Source organism: Sphingobacterium zeae (genome assembly GCF_030818895.1).
GTDB lineage: Bacteria > Bacteroidota > Bacteroidia > Sphingobacteriales > Sphingobacteriaceae > Sphingobacterium > Sphingobacterium zeae.
The window spans coordinates 5,272,940-5,289,398 of the sequence record NZ_JAUTBA010000001.1 but is presented as its reverse complement, the minus strand read 5'-3'; the positions used below and the strand labels follow the sequence as shown (position 1 = coordinate 5,289,398).

Annotated in this window: 18 protein-coding genes; 12 read left to right on the top strand and 6 right to left on the bottom strand. The window is 38.1% G+C overall.

The genetic code is table 11. The annotated features are described in order from the left end of the window. Positions 1 to 26: 26 nt before the first annotated feature. From QE382_RS22235 to QE382_RS22220, 4 genes are read left to right on the top strand one after another with little or no spacing between them, the layout of a single operon-like run. Positions 27 to 989, top strand: coding sequence for a Rossmann-fold NAD(P)-binding domain-containing protein (locus QE382_RS22235; protein WP_307187820.1), 963 nt, complete (start codon positions 27 to 29; stop codon positions 987 to 989). A 51-nt stretch (positions 990 to 1,040) separates the two neighbouring features. Further along, positions 1,041 to 1,838, top strand: coding sequence for an acetylglutamate kinase (argB, locus tag QE382_RS22230; protein ID WP_209577723.1), 798 nt, complete (start codon positions 1,041 to 1,043; stop codon positions 1,836 to 1,838). A 27-nt stretch (positions 1,839 to 1,865) separates the two neighbouring features. Beyond that, on the top strand, positions 1,866 to 2,672 hold the full coding sequence (proC, locus tag QE382_RS22225) for a pyrroline-5-carboxylate reductase (RefSeq protein ID WP_293884701.1): 807 nt from the start codon (positions 1,866 to 1,868) through the stop codon (positions 2,670 to 2,672). Further along, the gene (locus QE382_RS22220) at positions 2,662 to 3,726 is read left to right on the top strand and encodes a M20 family metallo-hydrolase (RefSeq protein WP_307187819.1); all 1,065 of its coding nucleotides are present in this window, start codon (positions 2,662 to 2,664) and stop codon (positions 3,724 to 3,726) included. The genes proC and QE382_RS22220 overlap by 11 nt, the downstream gene beginning before the upstream one ends. A gap of 37 nt (positions 3,727 to 3,763) precedes the next feature. Here QE382_RS22220 and QE382_RS22215 read toward each other — a convergent pair whose 3' ends face one another. Beyond that, positions 3,764 to 4,237, bottom strand: a complete 474-nt coding sequence (locus QE382_RS22215) for an Lrp/AsnC ligand binding domain-containing protein (RefSeq protein WP_046674894.1) — start codon at positions 4,235 to 4,237, stop codon at positions 3,764 to 3,766. Positions 4,238 to 4,622: 385 nt separating this feature from the next. Between QE382_RS22215 and QE382_RS22210 the strand changes: the two genes are divergently transcribed. After that, a complete protein-coding gene (locus QE382_RS22210; protein ID WP_307187818.1) occupies positions 4,623 to 5,669 on the top strand; it encodes a hypothetical protein in 1,047 nt (348 codons plus the stop codon). Here the strand turns inward: QE382_RS22210 and ruvC are convergent, their stop codons facing one another. Further along, positions 5,670 to 6,236 carry a crossover junction endodeoxyribonuclease RuvC gene (gene ruvC / locus QE382_RS22205; protein WP_307187817.1) on the bottom strand — a complete coding sequence of 189 codons (567 nt, stop codon included), beginning with the start codon at positions 6,234 to 6,236 and terminating at the stop codon, positions 5,670 to 5,672. It abuts the gene before it with no gap. Positions 6,237 to 6,336: 100 nt separating this feature from the next. Here ruvC and QE382_RS22200 point away from each other — a divergent pair, with 100 nt between their 5' ends. Continuing rightward, a complete protein-coding gene (locus QE382_RS22200) occupies positions 6,337 to 7,281 on the top strand; it encodes a lysylphosphatidylglycerol synthase domain-containing protein (RefSeq protein ID WP_307187816.1) in 945 nt (314 codons plus the stop codon). Positions 7,282 to 7,295: 14 nt separating this feature from the next. Continuing rightward, positions 7,296 to 8,426 (top strand): glycosyltransferase family 2 protein, encoded by a 1,131-nt coding sequence (locus QE382_RS22195; RefSeq protein WP_307187815.1) that lies wholly within the window; start codon positions 7,296 to 7,298, stop codon positions 8,424 to 8,426. A gap of 6 nt (positions 8,427 to 8,432) precedes the next feature. Here QE382_RS22195 and QE382_RS22190 read toward each other — a convergent pair whose 3' ends face one another. Next, positions 8,433 to 9,167: a lysophospholipid acyltransferase family protein gene (locus QE382_RS22190; RefSeq protein WP_209577729.1), complete on the bottom strand. Its 735-nt coding sequence runs from the start codon at positions 9,165 to 9,167 to the stop codon at positions 8,433 to 8,435. 123 nt (positions 9,168 to 9,290) lie between these two features. Between QE382_RS22190 and QE382_RS22185 the strand changes: the two genes are divergently transcribed. After that, entirely contained in the window at positions 9,291 to 9,569 is a 279-nt protein-coding gene (locus QE382_RS22185; RefSeq protein WP_307187814.1) for a DUF2089 family protein, read from the top strand. Positions 9,570 to 9,825: 256 nt separating this feature from the next. Continuing rightward, complete coding sequence (locus tag QE382_RS22180) at positions 9,826 to 11,199, top strand: alpha/beta hydrolase family protein (protein WP_307187813.1); 1,374 nt, start codon at positions 9,826 to 9,828, stop codon at positions 11,197 to 11,199. Between the two features lie 110 nt (positions 11,200 to 11,309). Here the strand turns inward: QE382_RS22180 and QE382_RS22175 are convergent, their stop codons facing one another. The 3 genes from QE382_RS22175 to QE382_RS22165 all read right to left on the bottom strand — a co-directional run bounded on the left by QE382_RS22175 (position 11,310) and on the right by QE382_RS22165 (position 13,354). Then, positions 11,310 to 12,017: an SDR family NAD(P)-dependent oxidoreductase gene (locus QE382_RS22175; protein ID WP_307187812.1), complete on the bottom strand. Its 708-nt coding sequence runs from the start codon at positions 12,015 to 12,017 to the stop codon at positions 11,310 to 11,312. Position 12,018: 1 nt separating this feature from the next. Continuing rightward, positions 12,019 to 12,933 (bottom strand): lysylphosphatidylglycerol synthase transmembrane domain-containing protein, encoded by a 915-nt coding sequence (locus tag QE382_RS22170; RefSeq protein ID WP_307187811.1) that lies wholly within the window; start codon positions 12,931 to 12,933, stop codon positions 12,019 to 12,021. 88 nt (positions 12,934 to 13,021) lie between these two features. Beyond that, a complete protein-coding gene (locus tag QE382_RS22165) occupies positions 13,022 to 13,354 on the bottom strand; it encodes a hypothetical protein (protein WP_293884689.1) in 333 nt (110 codons plus the stop codon). 54 nt (positions 13,355 to 13,408) lie between these two features. On the opposite strand from QE382_RS22165, the gene QE382_RS22160 reads away from it, so the two are divergent. The 3 genes from QE382_RS22160 to QE382_RS22150 all read left to right on the top strand — a co-directional run bounded on the left by QE382_RS22160 (position 13,409) and on the right by QE382_RS22150 (position 16,372). Further along, complete coding sequence (locus tag QE382_RS22160; protein WP_294185947.1) at positions 13,409 to 13,963, top strand: lipocalin family protein; 555 nt, start codon at positions 13,409 to 13,411, stop codon at positions 13,961 to 13,963. A gap of 240 nt (positions 13,964 to 14,203) precedes the next feature. Then, positions 14,204 to 15,355 carry a GDP-mannose 4,6-dehydratase gene (gene gmd, locus QE382_RS22155; RefSeq protein WP_307187810.1) on the top strand — a complete coding sequence of 384 codons (1,152 nt, stop codon included), beginning with the start codon at positions 14,204 to 14,206 and terminating at the stop codon, positions 15,353 to 15,355. A 90-nt stretch (positions 15,356 to 15,445) separates the two neighbouring features. Next, on the top strand, positions 15,446 to 16,372 hold the full coding sequence (locus QE382_RS22150) for a DUF8428 domain-containing protein (RefSeq protein ID WP_307187809.1): 927 nt from the start codon (positions 15,446 to 15,448) through the stop codon (positions 16,370 to 16,372). Positions 16,373 to 16,459: the final 87 nt, after the last annotated feature.

The window sequence follows — 16,459 nt, the reverse complement described above, 5'->3', positions numbered from 1 at the left end:
AAGTGCACTCGAATAAATAAATATAGATGAAAAGATTTTTCTCTGTTAAGGATGTACCTAGTATAGCTGACGTTGTTCAAGAAGCGTTGGTTTTGAAGGCTGCACCCTATGATCATCAAGAACTTGGTCAGCATAAGACGTTGGGACTTGTTTTTTTGAATCCGAGTTTACGTACGCGTTTAAGCACACAAAAAGCGGCGATGAATTTGGGGATGAATGTCATGGTCATGAATATGGATAAAGACGGCTGGGCTCTTGAGACACAGGATGGTGTTGTGATGAACGGGACAACTGTTGAACATATTCGTGAGGCCGCAGCTGTAATGGGTGAATATTGTGATATCTTGGGACTACGGTCGTTTCCAAAACTGAAAGATCGCGAAGAAGATTATAGCGAAGACCTCTTTAACAAATTCATGAAGTACTGTGGCGTTCCTGTTGTTTCCTTAGAGAGCGCAACACGTCATCCGCTACAGAGTTTGACGGACATGATTACCATCACGGAGTACAAGAAAGTTGAAAAACCAAAGGTAGTATTAGCTTGGGCTCCCCACGTTAAGGCTTTACCTCAGGCAGTACCTAATTCTTTTGCAGAGTGGATGTGTAAAGCACAAGAAGAAGGATTGGTCGATTTCACAATAGCTCAGCCTATGGGATACGAGTTAAGTGACGAGTTTACTGCTGGTGCAACAATATCAAATAATCTCGAGGAAAGTTTAAATAATGCTGATTTTGTTTATGTAAAAAATTGGTCTTCTTATCAGGAATATGGTGAGGTATACGGTGTGGAAGATAATTGGATGATGGATAATAAGAAGCTAAGTTTGACGAATGACGCTAAAGTCATGCATTGTCTGCCTGTAAGAAGAGATCTGGAGTTATCATCTGAGATTTTGGATGGGCCAAATTCACTTGTGATTAAAGAGGCTAGCAACCGTGTATGGGCTGCTCAGGTTGTTTTGAAACGTATGTTAGAGGATTTGGTATAATCCAGTCCTATTGATTATTGAAAAACTATTTTTATTGGGAAAAGTTGCGTAATGGCTAATAGTGTATTAAATATAATTAAAATTGGTGGCAATATTATTGATGATGAGCACCAATTGGATTCTTTTTTAGAAAAGTTTTCCGCATTGTCAGGAAAGAAGATTCTTGTCCACGGCGGGGGTAAAATTGCGACTCGTTTAGCCAATGAATTGGGGATTGAAGCCCAAATGATTGAGGGACGTCGTGTCACAAATGACGAGATGCTACGTGTGGTAACGATGGTATATGCTGGATTGACTAACAAGACTATCGTTGCAAAATTACAAAATTTGAAATGTGATGCTGTTGGATTAACAGGAGCCGATGGTGATGTTATAAAAGCTATAAAGCGTCCCGTTAAGGATATCGATTACGGTTTTGTGGGTGATTTGCTCCATGACTCTGTAAACACCCTTGCGATTAAGAAATTTCTAGAAGCTGGGTTTGTTCCTGTATTTTCAGCGATTACACACAACGGCCTTGGTCAATTGCTTAATACCAACGCGGATACCATCGCCTCCTCGTTGGCGGTGTCTTTGGCTTCGTTGTATGAAACGTCTCTCGTTTACTGTTTTGAAAAAAATGGTGTTTTACGTGATGTAACAGATGAGAATTCTGTCATCCCAACCATCAAGTCTGAAGAGTTTGAACAGCTGAAGGAATCCGGTGTCGTTCATGAAGGAATGATTCCTAAGCTGCAAAATGCATTCAATGCTATAAATAAAGGTGTTCAAGAGGTCTATATTGGAAATGCTAATAATTTGCATTTATTCCAGCAAGGGCAGTTTGGTACCTGTTTGACATTAAAATAAAAATCTAACCTAAACCTAACGATCGCTATGAAAAAAGTTACCATTATTGGAAGTGGTAATATCGGTCTTTCATTGGCAAAGGGACTTGTAAAAAGTGAATTTGCGCATGCTGCTGATATTACATTGACACGGAGAAATCTGAACGCTTTGGCCGAAGAAGCGAGCCGTGGCTTTTCGGTAAGCAATGATAATAAAACCGCAGTACAGGGGGCTGATATTGTCGTCTTTGCTATCTTACCGCAACAGCTTAAAAAGGTACTGCTCGAAGTAGCCCCAGTCATTGAAAAGACAAATCAAATTTTTGTATCCATTGTATCGGGAGTTTCCTGTGCTGATTTAAAAGCAGAGTTGGGTGAGGATGCTACGGTAATACGGGCGATGCCAAATACGGCAATAGCAATAGGTCAATCAATGACCTGTATCGCCAGTGACAATGCTTCGGACGATAGCTTGAAAGAGGTTGAAAATATGTTTGAATCGGTGGGTTCAGTGGTTGTCATTAATGAAGATCTCATGACATCGGCAACGGCATTATGTGCGTGCGGTATCGCTTTCTTTCTTCGTGCTATTCGTGCGGCGTCGCAAGGCGGAGTTGAAATTGGATTTCATGCGCATGACGCATTAAAAATGGCAGTTCAAACAGCAAAAGGCGCTGCTGATTTGTTATTGCATACCAATGCTCACCCAGAAGGAGAGATTGATAAAGTAACGTCACCAAAGGGCTGTACAATTGCGGGACTAAATGAGATGGAACATAACGGCTTTAGTTCTGCTTTTATAAAAGGAATTAAACTGTCTGCGGATAAAGCAGGAGGATTATACCATGAAGGATAAACAGGGCTTATTTAAAGATGCTCTGGCCCTTTTAAAACAATTAATTGGACTATCGTCTTTAAGTAAAGAGGAAGAGTTCACAGCGGATTTAATTGATCGCTTCTTTCAGCAGCGTGATATCAAAACACAGCGAAAAGGCAATAATATATGGGTGTATAACGCTCATTATGATAGCAATAAACCTACGATATTACTAAACTCCCATCACGATACAGTAAAACCGAATACAGGTTATACAAGAGATCCTTTGGCAGCGACTGTAGAGGAAGGTAAATTGTACGGATTGGGGAGTAACGATGCTGGAGGCTGTTTGGTATCATTGATCGCTACATTTTTATATTTTTACCAGCAGACGGACTTGAAGTATAACTTCTGTATTGTCGCCAGTGCCGAAGAAGAGATCTCAGGTAAGAATGGTATAGAATCTGTTTTGGATGAAATTGGTCCTATTGATTTTGCTATTGTGGGTGAACCAACCTTATTGGATTTGGCAATTGCAGAAAAAGGACTGATGGTGTTGGATTGTACAGCATTAGGGACGGCTGGACATGCCGCACGTGATGAGGGCGATAATGCAATCTACAAAGCGATCAGGGATATTGAATGGTTTCAAAATTATACATTTGAAAGAACTTCGCCAACCTTAGGTCCCATTAAGATGTCGGTGACAGTAATTCAGGCGGGATCGCAACATAACGTTGTACCAGCTACTTGTAACTTTGTTGTCGATGTCAGAACCACAGATGCTTATTCGAATGAAGAGACGTTGGATATTATCAAGTCTCATGTAAAATCAGAGGTCACAGCGCGGTCTACGCGTCTGAAGTCTTCTTCGATTTCTGACACCCATCCAATCGTTAAAGCGGGTATTGCACTGGGACGTAAAGTGTATGGCTCACCGACGATGAGTGATCAGGCTCTTATCCCTGTTCCCTCTTTGAAATTAGGACCTGGCGATAGCGCACGCTCGCACATGGCGGATGAATTTATTTATATTGACGAGATTAGGGCAGGAATAGATCTCTATATCGGTATGTTAGAAAAGATAGTATAAAAAAAGCTTCCATCTTTTGACGGAAGCTTTTTTTATACTACACCAAGCTGATTTGACGTTTTATGCTCTCTTCGAGAGAGATAATGGTCTCTGTCCGTTGGATTCCAGGCACAGATTGAATATCTTCATTCAGTACTTTTCTTAGGTGCACTGTATCTCTACAGATTATTTTTGCAAAAATACTGTATTGGCCAGTACAATAATGTAATTCGACCACTTCTTTGATTTCTTTCAATTTATCTACTGCATCTGCATATTGTGAACCTTTTTCAAGATAGATACCCAAAAAAGCCGTAATATCAAACCCGACTTTTTGAGGATTGATAATCAGATTTGATCCTCTAATGATACCTAGTTCTTCCATCTTCTTCATTCTAACGTGAATTGTACCACCCGATACGATTAGCTTTTTTGCTATTTCGGTATAAGGAATAGAGGCATCGTTCATTAGAATAGACAAGATTTGGATATCCAAATTGTCTAGATCATAGTTTGCATATTGATTTTCCATTAACAATGGGTTTTGTGTTCATTAACTGGCCGTTGCATCAGAATCGGACCAATAGCTAAAATAATTAAATTTATTTCAAAATTACTAAGAATTTTCGGTTTATAGATGTAAATTTAATAAAAAACACGAATTGATATTGATAATGTTATATGTTTTTGATCGAAAGTGGTTATCCTTATTTTTGCGCGGATTTTGTTGTAAGATAAGTAATTGCTATCATGGACGATAGCAATATCGGAGTAGATTATTTAAGTATATATTGCGTATAATCAAAAAATATCAATTTACTGTACTAAAAATTTGATGAATTTGTTTTATCGTATGATCATTAAAAAATTTGAGCGCCATATTTTGGTAGGGTAAATAAAATAAATAGGAAAAGGAGATGGAAGAAGTTCAAGACGTAAATATTTCGAAGAAGAAACCAATTTTTGAAGTTGGTGAGGGACTTCATAAATATCTTAAGCTATATCAGCGAGATGAAAAGCTGCCAATAGGATATAAGGATCTTCTGAATTTCACGGAAACAGTACCTGTCATGGATAAATTTGGCAACGACACCTTTTGGGAGACTCCACTATATCCACACTACTTTATGGATCAATTGTATGACGGGCTGAAGGTAATTTATGCAAAATTGAAAGCATCGGGTAATACGCGCATAGTACAACATAAATATATTGATCGTGTAGAATATTGCGGCTTTGGTAATACGAAACCCTTTCGTATACGGATCGTAAATCGTTTAAATGATGTTTACGATTATTTTTACATCAAACAGGCCGACGCGTCGAGAATATATGGATTGGAGCTGGAAGAAATATTGTCTCCCAATCAGGTAAATTACATGGTAGACCACGATACGCTGGTCGAAGAACATATTGTCGGAATCCCTGGAGATACATTTTCAAAAACACGGATGTTTTCTCCGGATTATAATTTGACCAGAATTTCCAAAGAATTTGTAAAATTTAATGAGAGATGTATTATTACCCTATTGGGTGATATGCGAGCCTATAATTTCGTCATGCAGATTACGCCTGATTTTGATGATTTTCAATTTCGAATTAGAGCTATTGATTTCGACCAACAGTTTTATGAGGGGAATCCAAAGGTTTATATGCCTCAATTTTTTAAGGAAAACCTTCCCTATGTTAAGCTGGCCATGGAACATTTGAATGAAAAGACAGTATTACAATATCAGCAAGAGGAGCGTTCTTCCATTGTACATCGGGTTCGAAGCGAAAGACACCGAATTGCTGATTTGAGGGATGCGTCGCAGACGCAGGTACTTTCCACTTTAGAAAATATTAAACAGCTGCGCGAGGGCTATGCGGAATTCTATCAGAATAATTCCTACCTCAAATGTAAAACGATGACCGATATCGTCGAGCTAAACGTAAAAAATGTGATTCGCCAGGTGCAGATGTAGCTATTTGACTCGATCCTTATTATCTTTGATGAAGGAGGACCATCCTGAGTAGGATTTACTGCTGCCAGATAAAGCATTCTTTTGAAAAGAATGGCACACAGCAATTGCCAAGCCGTCGGTAGCATCTAAAAACTGAGGGGTTTCTTCAAATTTCAATAGATTCTTTAACATCGCAGAAACCTGCTCCTTCGTGGCATTTCCATTCCCTGTAACAGACTGTTTTATCTTTCTTGGGGAATATTCAAAAATCGGAATATCTTGTGCAAGCGCTGCCGCCATGGCAACACCCTGTGCTCGTCCTAACTTAAGCATCACCTGTATGTTTTTGCCATAAAACGGTGATTCCAGTGCTACACAGTCAGGATTATATTCTTGCATCAAAGCAGATGTTTTTTTGAAAATACGTTGTAGTTTTAGTGCCTGGTCATCCAAATGGCCCATTTTAATCACACCCATGGAAATCAGTGATATATTATTGCCCACTTCTTTGATGATACCATACCCGAGGACGACTGTTCCGGGATCGATTCCTAAAATTATTCTTTCTTTCGCCTTTTCCTTCTGCATATGCAATAATACAAATTTTGCCTTTTATTCGTGGATTGCCTTCGACAAAACTTAATCATTTGGCTAAAATTTAGTAACATTGCTCTCTAATTATCAAAAGTTGACTGGAATACAAAAAAAATACGTCAGTCTTTTATTGAAGATATTGGTGTTCGCCTTAGCGACCTGGTATATTGTCGTGAAAGTATCTGATAAAAGCAATATTGAGAAGTTTAAGACACTAATTGCCGGATTGGAACAACATTCTGTTGCATGGACCCTTGTCCTGATCGTCGTATTAATGCTTGTCAATTGGTTGCTTGAGGTAGTAAAATGGCGATACCTCGCATCTAAACTGGAACATATTTCTTTTTGGAGGGCCTTTCAGTCTGTTTTTTGCGGACTTTCATGGGCTATTTTTACACCTAACAGGATTGGAGAGTATGGTGGGAGGGTACTTTTTCTACAACCTCAGCATAGGGCTAAGGGAGCTGTGGCGATGGGAGTAGGATTATTTGCTCAATTGGTTTTGACAAGCGTTGCAGGCGCACTGAGTATTGCTTGGTTTGTCTGTAAATTTCTTTTGCCCCCTTTATCGGTACAATTCGGCGTATGGCTGCTCGCTATTATCTATGCAGCTGGATTTGTCATATTATATTTTAACGTAAAATGGATTGATCTATTGGTCGGCAAAATTAAGTTTCTGTCCCGCATTAAGCCTTTTTTTGAAGTATTAGAGCATTATTCAATGTCTGAACTCAGTATTGTTCTTTTAAATTCCTTAGCACGGTTTATCATTTTTACATCTCAATATATCATCTTGATGAAGCTTACATTGCCTGAACTGCCGCTGTTATCCATGATTCTGATGATTTTTATCCTGTTTTTTGTCCAAGCGGCATTGCCAACATTGGATATTTTTGATTTCAGTGTAAGAAGTTTTGTAGCAAGTAATCTATATAGTTATATCACGACACAGGAAATAGCTGTTATGGCTATTGTTTCCTGTATTTGGTTTGTGAATTTGATTCTTCCGGCAGTATTTGGTTCTATTTTTGGTTTTTAAGATTAATTTTTTCGGTGATACAAATACTTAACTATTTATTGATCAGTTTTGCCTGCGTTTACGCAATTCTGGTTTTATGGATGTGTAGAGGCTGGTTCTTAATCCCAGTACCCAGCAATCTTATTCAGCCAACAAAAGCGATTTCTGTGATTATAGCTGCGCGGAATGAAGAGCTCAATATAGGCCGTACCATCGACTGCATATTGGCCCAGGATTATCCTGCAGCACTCTTGGAACTTATTATTATTGACGACCATTCAGACGATAATACGTCATTGATTGTGAAGAAATACGCTGGAAAGGGGGTGAGGCTAATTCAATTGAATGAAAATGGACGTTTGAATTCATACAAAAAACTGGCAATTTCAAAGGCCATAGCATGCTGTAAGGGCGATATTATTATAACCACTGACGCAGACTGCCGTATGGGACCAAATTGGTTAGCAACGGTCGTAGGTACATTCGAAAAAGAAAATGCCTATTTACAGTCTTCTCCGGTAGTGTATTCAGAAGAAAAAGTTTTTTTTGAACGACTCCAGACCTTAGAATTTCTTTACTTGATAGGCCTTGGCGCTGCTGGTATTGGAAATAAGAAACCAACAACTTGTAATGGGGCAAATCTGGCATATCGCAAAGATATTTTTGAACAAATGGGCGGATTTAAAGGAATTGATGAGCTTGCCTCGGGAGATGATGAACTTTTCTTACATAAAGTCGCAGAACAGTATCCTGAAAAAATAACGTTTTGCAAATCAAAAGATGCTATTGTTTATACGGATGCCAAACCAGATTTAAAGTCATTTATCAGTCAGCGCCGACGCTGGGCTTCAAAAAGTACCAAATATAAAAATAAGGGTGTGATTGCCCTTGGAATTTCCATTTGGTTTTTTAATGTATTGATTTTAGTTGCTTTGGTTCTCGCTCTTTTTGGCGTAACTTTCGTTGCCTGGGTCGTACTATTTGCATTGCTATTAAAAATGATCGTCGAATTGCTTTTTATTCGGCCTTTAACTGTATTCGCCAGCAGAAAGGAACTCTTATGGTATCTTCCTTTACTGAGCTTAGCGCATATCTTTTACCTAACTTATATCGGCATATTAGGTAATGTTGGGAAGTATGACTGGAAAGGTCGGCAGGTCAAATAATTTTTTCTATTTTTCGACCCTCACTCTTATGGCTTCTTCAGCTGATTTTACGATCTCCTCAATTGTTTTACCTTCCGTATCTAAGGGATTGAGTACCTCCCACGTCATATGGAGAAACGGTGTCAGTGGGTACATCCCATATTGTACCATTTCGTAGGACCCCGTGATGGCAACTGGCACAACGAGTGCATTTGGATTTTTCTTTAATAATGTGGCAATTCCACCCACATGGAAGGCCTTCATTTTCCCCGTTTTTGATCGCGTTCCTTCCGGAAAAATAAACGCCGACCAGTTTTTGGTTTTCATATTGTTGGCGAGTTTCAGTATCTCGGCAATAGACTGTTTGGGGTCATTGCGATCGATATTTGCGGCGCCACCATGTTTCAAGTTAAACGAGATACTCGGTATACCACTAGCAAGTTCTATTTTAGAAATAAACTTCCCATGAAATCTACGTAAGAAATAGATCATTGGGGGGATGTCAAACGTACTTTGGTGATTGGCTACAAACACAATGGGCTGTCCTGTTGGAATATTTTTATTGTCGATAAATGTCACGCGGTTAAATAGCGTGTAATAAGAAGCGACAAGACAGGCATTTAATAGATCTACACTCTTTTTATGGGCATTGTATCCCCCTAGCTTCAAACATAGCCACTGTATGGGGTGAAAAATAATCAAGGATAAACCAAAACAGAACCAAAATATTATAGATAGGAAATAGCCTAAAAACTTCTTCATAAACGTTATTTGATGATACAAATATATCATTAAGCAACGGTTTTTGAAAGATATTGATTTTATAGTGTTTTGTTTTAATATTATTAATGTTATCTTTAATAATGTTAATATACATATTATTTAATGAAAAAAATACCAATTGATTGTCCCTGTTGTGAAGCGAAGTTGACGGTCTCTAAGCTGGTGTGTGACGCCTGTGAGACTGAGGTTGTGGGTAAATTTTCATTACCCTTACTCATGCAGCTCACTGTCGAGGAACAGGAATTTGTCATGAACTTTTTGAAGCACTCGGGAAGTTTAAAAGAAATGGCCAGTCAGATGGGAAAATCCTATCCGACAGTCCGTAATATTCTCGATGATCTGATCTATAAATTGAAATCTATTGCTAGTACAACGACCTAGACAAACTCACCTATTAAAGGTAGAGAGCGTTCAAAAAGGCGATCATACATTGGAGGGAGTTGATAAAACAGAGATGCTCTTTTTCGGTATGTTTGGAATCATTAGTTTATTAATGCTGTTTTATCAGTTCTATTTATTGGTCAAGGGCATGAATGTAGCCGTTAATAATAAGAAGATTGGGATCAGTATATTATTTGTGGCATTATATTTTATACTGGATCTATGTATACAGTTTTATTTTTAGTAAAAAATGACAATGAGAAAAATTTTGTACCTATTTATCATTTATTTCCATTTTTCATGTTCCCATGCACAGACATTTGATGGTTCATGGAAGGGCGAGGTAAGTGTTTCGGGGCAGAAGTTGCTACTGGTATTCAATCTACAGCAAGATAGCACGGGAAACTGGAATGGAACCTTTGAAAGTCCAATGCAAACTTCACAAAAATTTGCAATAAGCCAAATACGGATCCAACACGATTCTATTTGGATGGATGTGAAAAATATCGGTTTAGCTTATGCTGGTTTTTTGGATCGGGACAAAGATGTGATGAAGGGCGGCATGAAGCAGGGAACTTTTGAATCTGCGATGATTCTGGTTAGGAGCGAAAATGAACAGAGTGGACTGTCTCGTAAGCAGGATGTTTTTCCTCCCTATAATTATATGGAAGAGGACGTGTCATTTAAAAATAACAAAGGTAATTCATTTTTAACTGGATCATTAACCTATCCAAAGGGTAAGGGGCCATTTCCTGCAGTAGTATTGGTCAATGGTAGCGGACAACAGAATAGAGATTCTGAGATGTTTGGCCACCGACCATTTAAGGTTCTCGCTGACCATCTTACTAAAAATGGTTTTGCGGTACTGCGTTATGATGACCGTGAAATCGGAGGATCGAAAGGAGAAGTGAATTTAGCGACAACGATCGATTTTGCTTCTGATGCAAACGCCGCAGTAGATTTTTTGAGCAAAAAAAACATTGTTGACGTTGAAAAAATTGGGATAATTGGGCATAGCGAGGGTGCTTTAATTGCCGAAATAGTCGCATCCGAGAATGATAATGTAAAGTATATTGCACTTCTATCTGGACCGGTGTTAAAAGGAGACTCACTATTAATCTTACAGAGTTATGCTTTAGGAAAGGCGGGTGGCTTGTCGGAAGCAGCATTAGCCATCAATAAAGCAAACAACAGAAAATTATATACTATTTTAATGAAGGATGAACCACCAAAGGTTTTGGCTGAAACTTTGGAAAAGGAACTTATTCATCAAAATAACAACAATCCACTGACTCCCGATATGAGAATCAAACTCAGTCCGATGATGAGTCCCTGGTTTAGGACTTTTCTCAGAATTGATCCGGCTTATTATCTAAAGCAGCTGAAAGTACCTATTTTTGCTTCTTTTGGCGGGAAAGATGTTCAGGTACCTGCAAATGAAAATATTTATAGCCTTCAGCGTCTGCACTTAAATACAACAGATGTGACAATTAAAGATTATCCAAACTTAAACCACCTTTTTCAAAATACGCAAACAGGTAAAATCGAAGAATACTTTGAGAATTCGGAAAGTTTTAATGAGCAACTGATGGATGATTTAACGAAGTGGCTCAAGATGAAGACAATGTAGGTAATGTCTATACTCTTAGTTTTCACTTAAAAAAAAGGTAATTTAATAGCTTGTTAAATTACCTTTTTTGTCTTTTATATACATTTAAATTCTCTCCGATCGTATTCGTCTTAAGGTGTTGTATTTGCTACAGGAAGTATCTTTCCATTAAAATAGCGGTGTCCATTTTGAGCGAACTCCGCAATATAGCGTCCCATTTCGAAGGCCAACGTGCCGGCTTCAACGCCGGGAAAAGCGGCTTCAAACATTTCAGTCTGAGAAGATCCCAATGCTAAACAATTAACCTTAATACCCTTTTCCTTAAACTCTTCAGCCAAACACTCTGTCAGCACCGATAATGCCCCTTTGCTGGCTGAATATGCCGAAAGACCAGAAAACTTCATTGATCCCTGAAAACCGCCCATGCTGCTGATATTTACAATATGTGATCCTGCATGCATCATGGGAACAACATGCTGTATCATATTAACGTGCCCCATTACATTGGTCTGTAACATTTCAGCAAAATCTTGTCCATCAGTTTCCATAAATGGCTTATAGATGAGTGCACCCGCATTGTTGATCAAAATATCAACCTTATCAAATTTTGACTGAATGAAGGGCACTAACGTAGCATAGTCGTCGTAGACAATATCAAATTGGGCTGGATACAACGCTCCGCCATCAAAATTGAGTTGGCCTGCAATTTCGTGAAGCTTTCTTAGTTTGTCCGCTGATCTGGCCAATGCAATTACATTGTTGTCCTTTTTAGAGGTCAAATCCAGTACCGCTTCAAACCCAACACCACTGCTGGCTCCTGTAATAATAATATTTGCCATGTTATTCTTCTAGTTTTTGACTTTGTTCAACTTCTTCGACCGTAGGCAATTTATCTTCTCCGATGGCTTTGGGATGGAAGATATAATAAATGCCCGAAAGCGCAACGAGAGCAGAAATAATATAAAATAACAATGTGATTAAAACCGCATTGTGTGAGTCGACATGAAAGATACCCGCTCCCCACATAATTACAAGTTCGCGCATGCCTAAACCTCCAACGGAAAAGGGGATGATTGAAACAAGCGAAGAGGCCAGAAATAAAAACAGGTAAGGGGAGAATTTACCGCTAAAACCTAAAGCGTAAAGAATGAGGATTGCTGCGATCACTTGCATCGACTGTACGCCGATGGCTTTTAAATGAGCTCTTAAGAATGTTGATTTGTATTCTTTAAAGAACTTGGTGACGATAAAATAATAGAGAATGCTCCCTAAAGTAAATAAAATAATGGTCAGATAGTTTGGAATTCCCAGCTGTGGCATATAGGTAACCAGTGCTGCGATGATAAGGCATAATGCCCATAAACCACTTAACCTGTCTAAAAATAGAGCCGTAAATAATTTTCTTCCTTTAATATTAAATCGTTTCCTGAGGAAGAATATCTTGTACCCGTCTCCGCCAACACCACCAGGTAGAATAAGGTTATAAAATAGACCAAGTTGATACAGTTTTAAGTTATATTTTTCGGTAATATCCAGGCCGATTGCTTTTAAAAACGTCAATAAACGTGAAGAGGAAATAAAAATAGAGATACTATACGCGACTAGAGCAAAGAATAGGTAAAGTGGGTTGGAATGGATGATGGCTTCTTTTAGGTCTTTTAACGATACCTTGCTGAATACCCAATATAAGGCGCCCGCCGTAACAACAATCTTTGCTATATTTTTGGCTATTTTAAGCCCTTTTCTTCTATCCATATAAAGTTATACGTCCAATCCTCCTCGGCTATGATTAGCGATTTGGCGAATCCAAAGTTAGAAACTTTGCGGAGATGTGCAATTTTGCTTAAGCAATCGTTGGGTAAATTCTTGAATACAATAATATCAAATACAAAATACCAAAGATAGTCGCGAGCGAAAATAGCCAATTTAGGTCAATTCTGTTATATTTGTGCTTGAGTACAGCAATCATTAATCCAATGATGATGCAAAATAATAAAATAGGCGCTACAAGTGCTATCTTATTCGTAAATGCAAGGCTTATCTGATCCAATTTGCTTTTTGCTTCCTGTCCTAAAAATAGCGGATAAGTAGCAAAGGCCAATAAAATGACGAATAACCGCAAGAGCGTCTTTGCTATTATTTTGCTTATGGTATGATTTTTGGCTGTAATCTTCATGATTTGTGAATTAATTTACTCCAAAAATACAATTTGAAATTAAAATTTATACATATGAATCGATTCGTTTTATCATTAGCAACTGTTTTTGCTACCGTGACCTTATTTTCTTGTGGAGCACAAAAGCAAGGTACATCAACTGGAAATCCTTCTTCCAATACGAGTGCAGCTTCTGGTCCAAGCGCTTCTGATTGGAAATCTGCCGTTAAAGGAACTTGGACATTGAATACAATCGATAGAGAAAATTTGCCATCTTCATTCACAATTAAAAGTGTTTTTGAAGAAGCCCCTGCAGAATGTTTTGTAGGCAGTACATGGAATTTTATTGGAAATGGGAAGGGCTCAATTACCTTTAATGCTCAGGGAACTCTGTGCGCTCCAGGTGCATCACGTGAGATTTTTTGGTCGATCTATAATCCTGGAAAAGGTCTGGGGGAACCTCAGTTTCAGTTTAAAAAAATCTATGCAGGCGACAAAGCGAAGAACGTAACGACAGGTTATCGTTTAGATTTATCTTATTCGGATGGAAATAAATTAGTTATGCGCATGCCATTGACCGTTGCTAATGGAGAGGCGTATTTAGTCTTTAATTTCACGCGCGCTAATTAACCGCAAACGATAAAAGTAGAAAAACATTAAGCTATAGGATTTCCTATGGCTTTTTTTGTTTAAAATTTAATACTTTTACATTCCCAATTCATTATGATTATTACGCCATAGCTGGGGGGAGTCACAATATTTTGACGCAGTGTATGCTTAGAATCTTGTGGACGGATACGCTTATCGTAGATATGATGATGGGACAAATACCTGGTGATTCATCAGGTATTGCATAATCTAGAGAGAAACATGGCTGAACAACACACCAAAACTGCTTTAATAACGGGTATAACAGGACAAGATGGTGCCTATCTAGCAGAATTCTTATTAAAAAAGGGGTACAAAGTACACGGCTTAAAACGTCGAAGTTCTTTATTTAATACAGATCGTATTGACCATCTTTATCAAGATCCTCATCTTGACAATAGAAATTTTACTTTGCATTTTGGCGATTTGACTGATTCAACCAATTTAATTCGTATTATACAAGAAACGCAACCGGATGAGATCTACAATCTTGCTGCGCAGTCTCACGTAAAAGTTAGTTTTGACACCCCAGAATATACGGCAAATGCAGATGGTATCGGTACATTACGTATTCTTGAAGCGGTGAGGCTATTGGGAATGATTGAGAAAACCCGGATTTATCAGGCGTCTACTTCTGAGCTTTATGGTTTGGTGCAAGCGGTTCCACAAAGCGAAACAACACCTTTTTATCCCCGAAGTCCTTATGCTGTAGCCAAGATGTATGGTTATTGGATTACTGTAAATTACCGCGAAGCTTATAAGATGTATGCCTGTAACGGTATTTTGTTCAATCATGAGAGCCCTGTAAGGGGAGAAACCTTCGTTACACGTAAAATCACCAGAGCAGTTGCAAAGATTGCTCTTGGACTCCAGGATAAGCTATACCTCGGTAACCTGTCCGCGCAACGCGACTGGGGGCATGCGAAGGATTATGTGGAAGCGATGTGGTTAATTCTTCAACAGGAAACACCGGAAGATTTTGTAATAGCCACAGGTGTGACCACTACCGTTAGAGAGTTTGTACGGATGGCTTTTGCTGAATTGGGTATTGAGATTGAATTTAGTGGAAAAGGAGAACAAGAGAAGGGGGTTATTATTGATATTGATGAAGAGCGTTTGCTACAGTTAAATATCGATCAGTCAGTGATTAAATTCGGTCAGACTGTTGTCAAAGTTGATCCTGCATATTATAGGCCCACTGAAGTGGACCTACTTATTGGTGATCCGACAAAAGCAAATACAAAACTCGGATGGACGCCAAAATATGATCTCCAAATGCTGGTAACAGATATGGTACAATCTGATCTTCACTTGATGAGAAAGGAAGAATACCTGAAAAAAGGTGGATTTGAAACTTTAAATTATTTTGAATAAGTTACAATCTGTAGTAGAAAATAAAACTGGAATAATTTTTGTTTAAACATTCGATGGTATAGGTCTATACTATGAATATGACAGTATATTATGATAAATTCAGACGTTGTTTCGAGTAAGAAAGAAGAAGAAAAAAAGAAAGATTCTTCGAAAATTTACTTCTTTATCATTGCGATAGCGGCATTACTTGCAACAAATATATATTTTTACGTTAAGTTTAAAACCAACGGTGAAAAGGTTTATACGCTTACAGTAGAAAAAGAGAATCTTCAGGTGCAGATAGATCGTATTGAAGCTGAATTGGATAAAATCGATGTAGAGAATGTGCAATTGACTCCAGAGATGACGCTGCAAAAACAGGATTCCAGAATGGAGATTGCGGTGCTTCGTAAGAAGCTCGAAAATAAAAGTATTACTCCCAAAGATATTGATGAAGCGCAGCTTAAGATCGATCAGCTTAAAAAGCAGGTTGATACCTATCGTATAAACGTTCAAAGGCTTATTCAGGAAAATCAAATTTTATCCAAACAAAATCTTAACCTGAATGAATCTGTAGTCGAAAAGGATAAGCAAATTACTTCATTGGTTACTTCAAACTCTGAATTGAAAGAGAAGGTTGCAACAGCTTCTGCCCTGAAAGTTTCAAGCATTAGTATAAATGGACTTGAAGTCAAAAAAAATGGAAAGGAATTGGTTGAGGAACGTGCGAAGAAAATTGATAAGTTAAAAGTCAGTTTTACCATTGCTGATAATCCTTTAGCAAAAAATGGAGAACGTGATATATATGTTAGAATTATCGATCCACAAGGAAATCTAGTCGTGCAGGACGATAATATTTTCTATGTACATGGCGAGAAATTACAGTATACATTTAAGCATAATATTTTGTTTACCAATAAGGGTGAAGATTATATCATTTACTGGGCAGCAGAACAGGGATTTTCTAAGGGTGCTTATACGGTATTGTTATATGAAGATAATGCAATCATGGGACGATCTACGATTGTGTTGCGTTAAAGGTAGATAAACAAATAAATTAAAAGCTCTTTACATGATTTGTAAAGAGCTTTTTTGGTGATGTACAAATTCTTACTATATCAATCC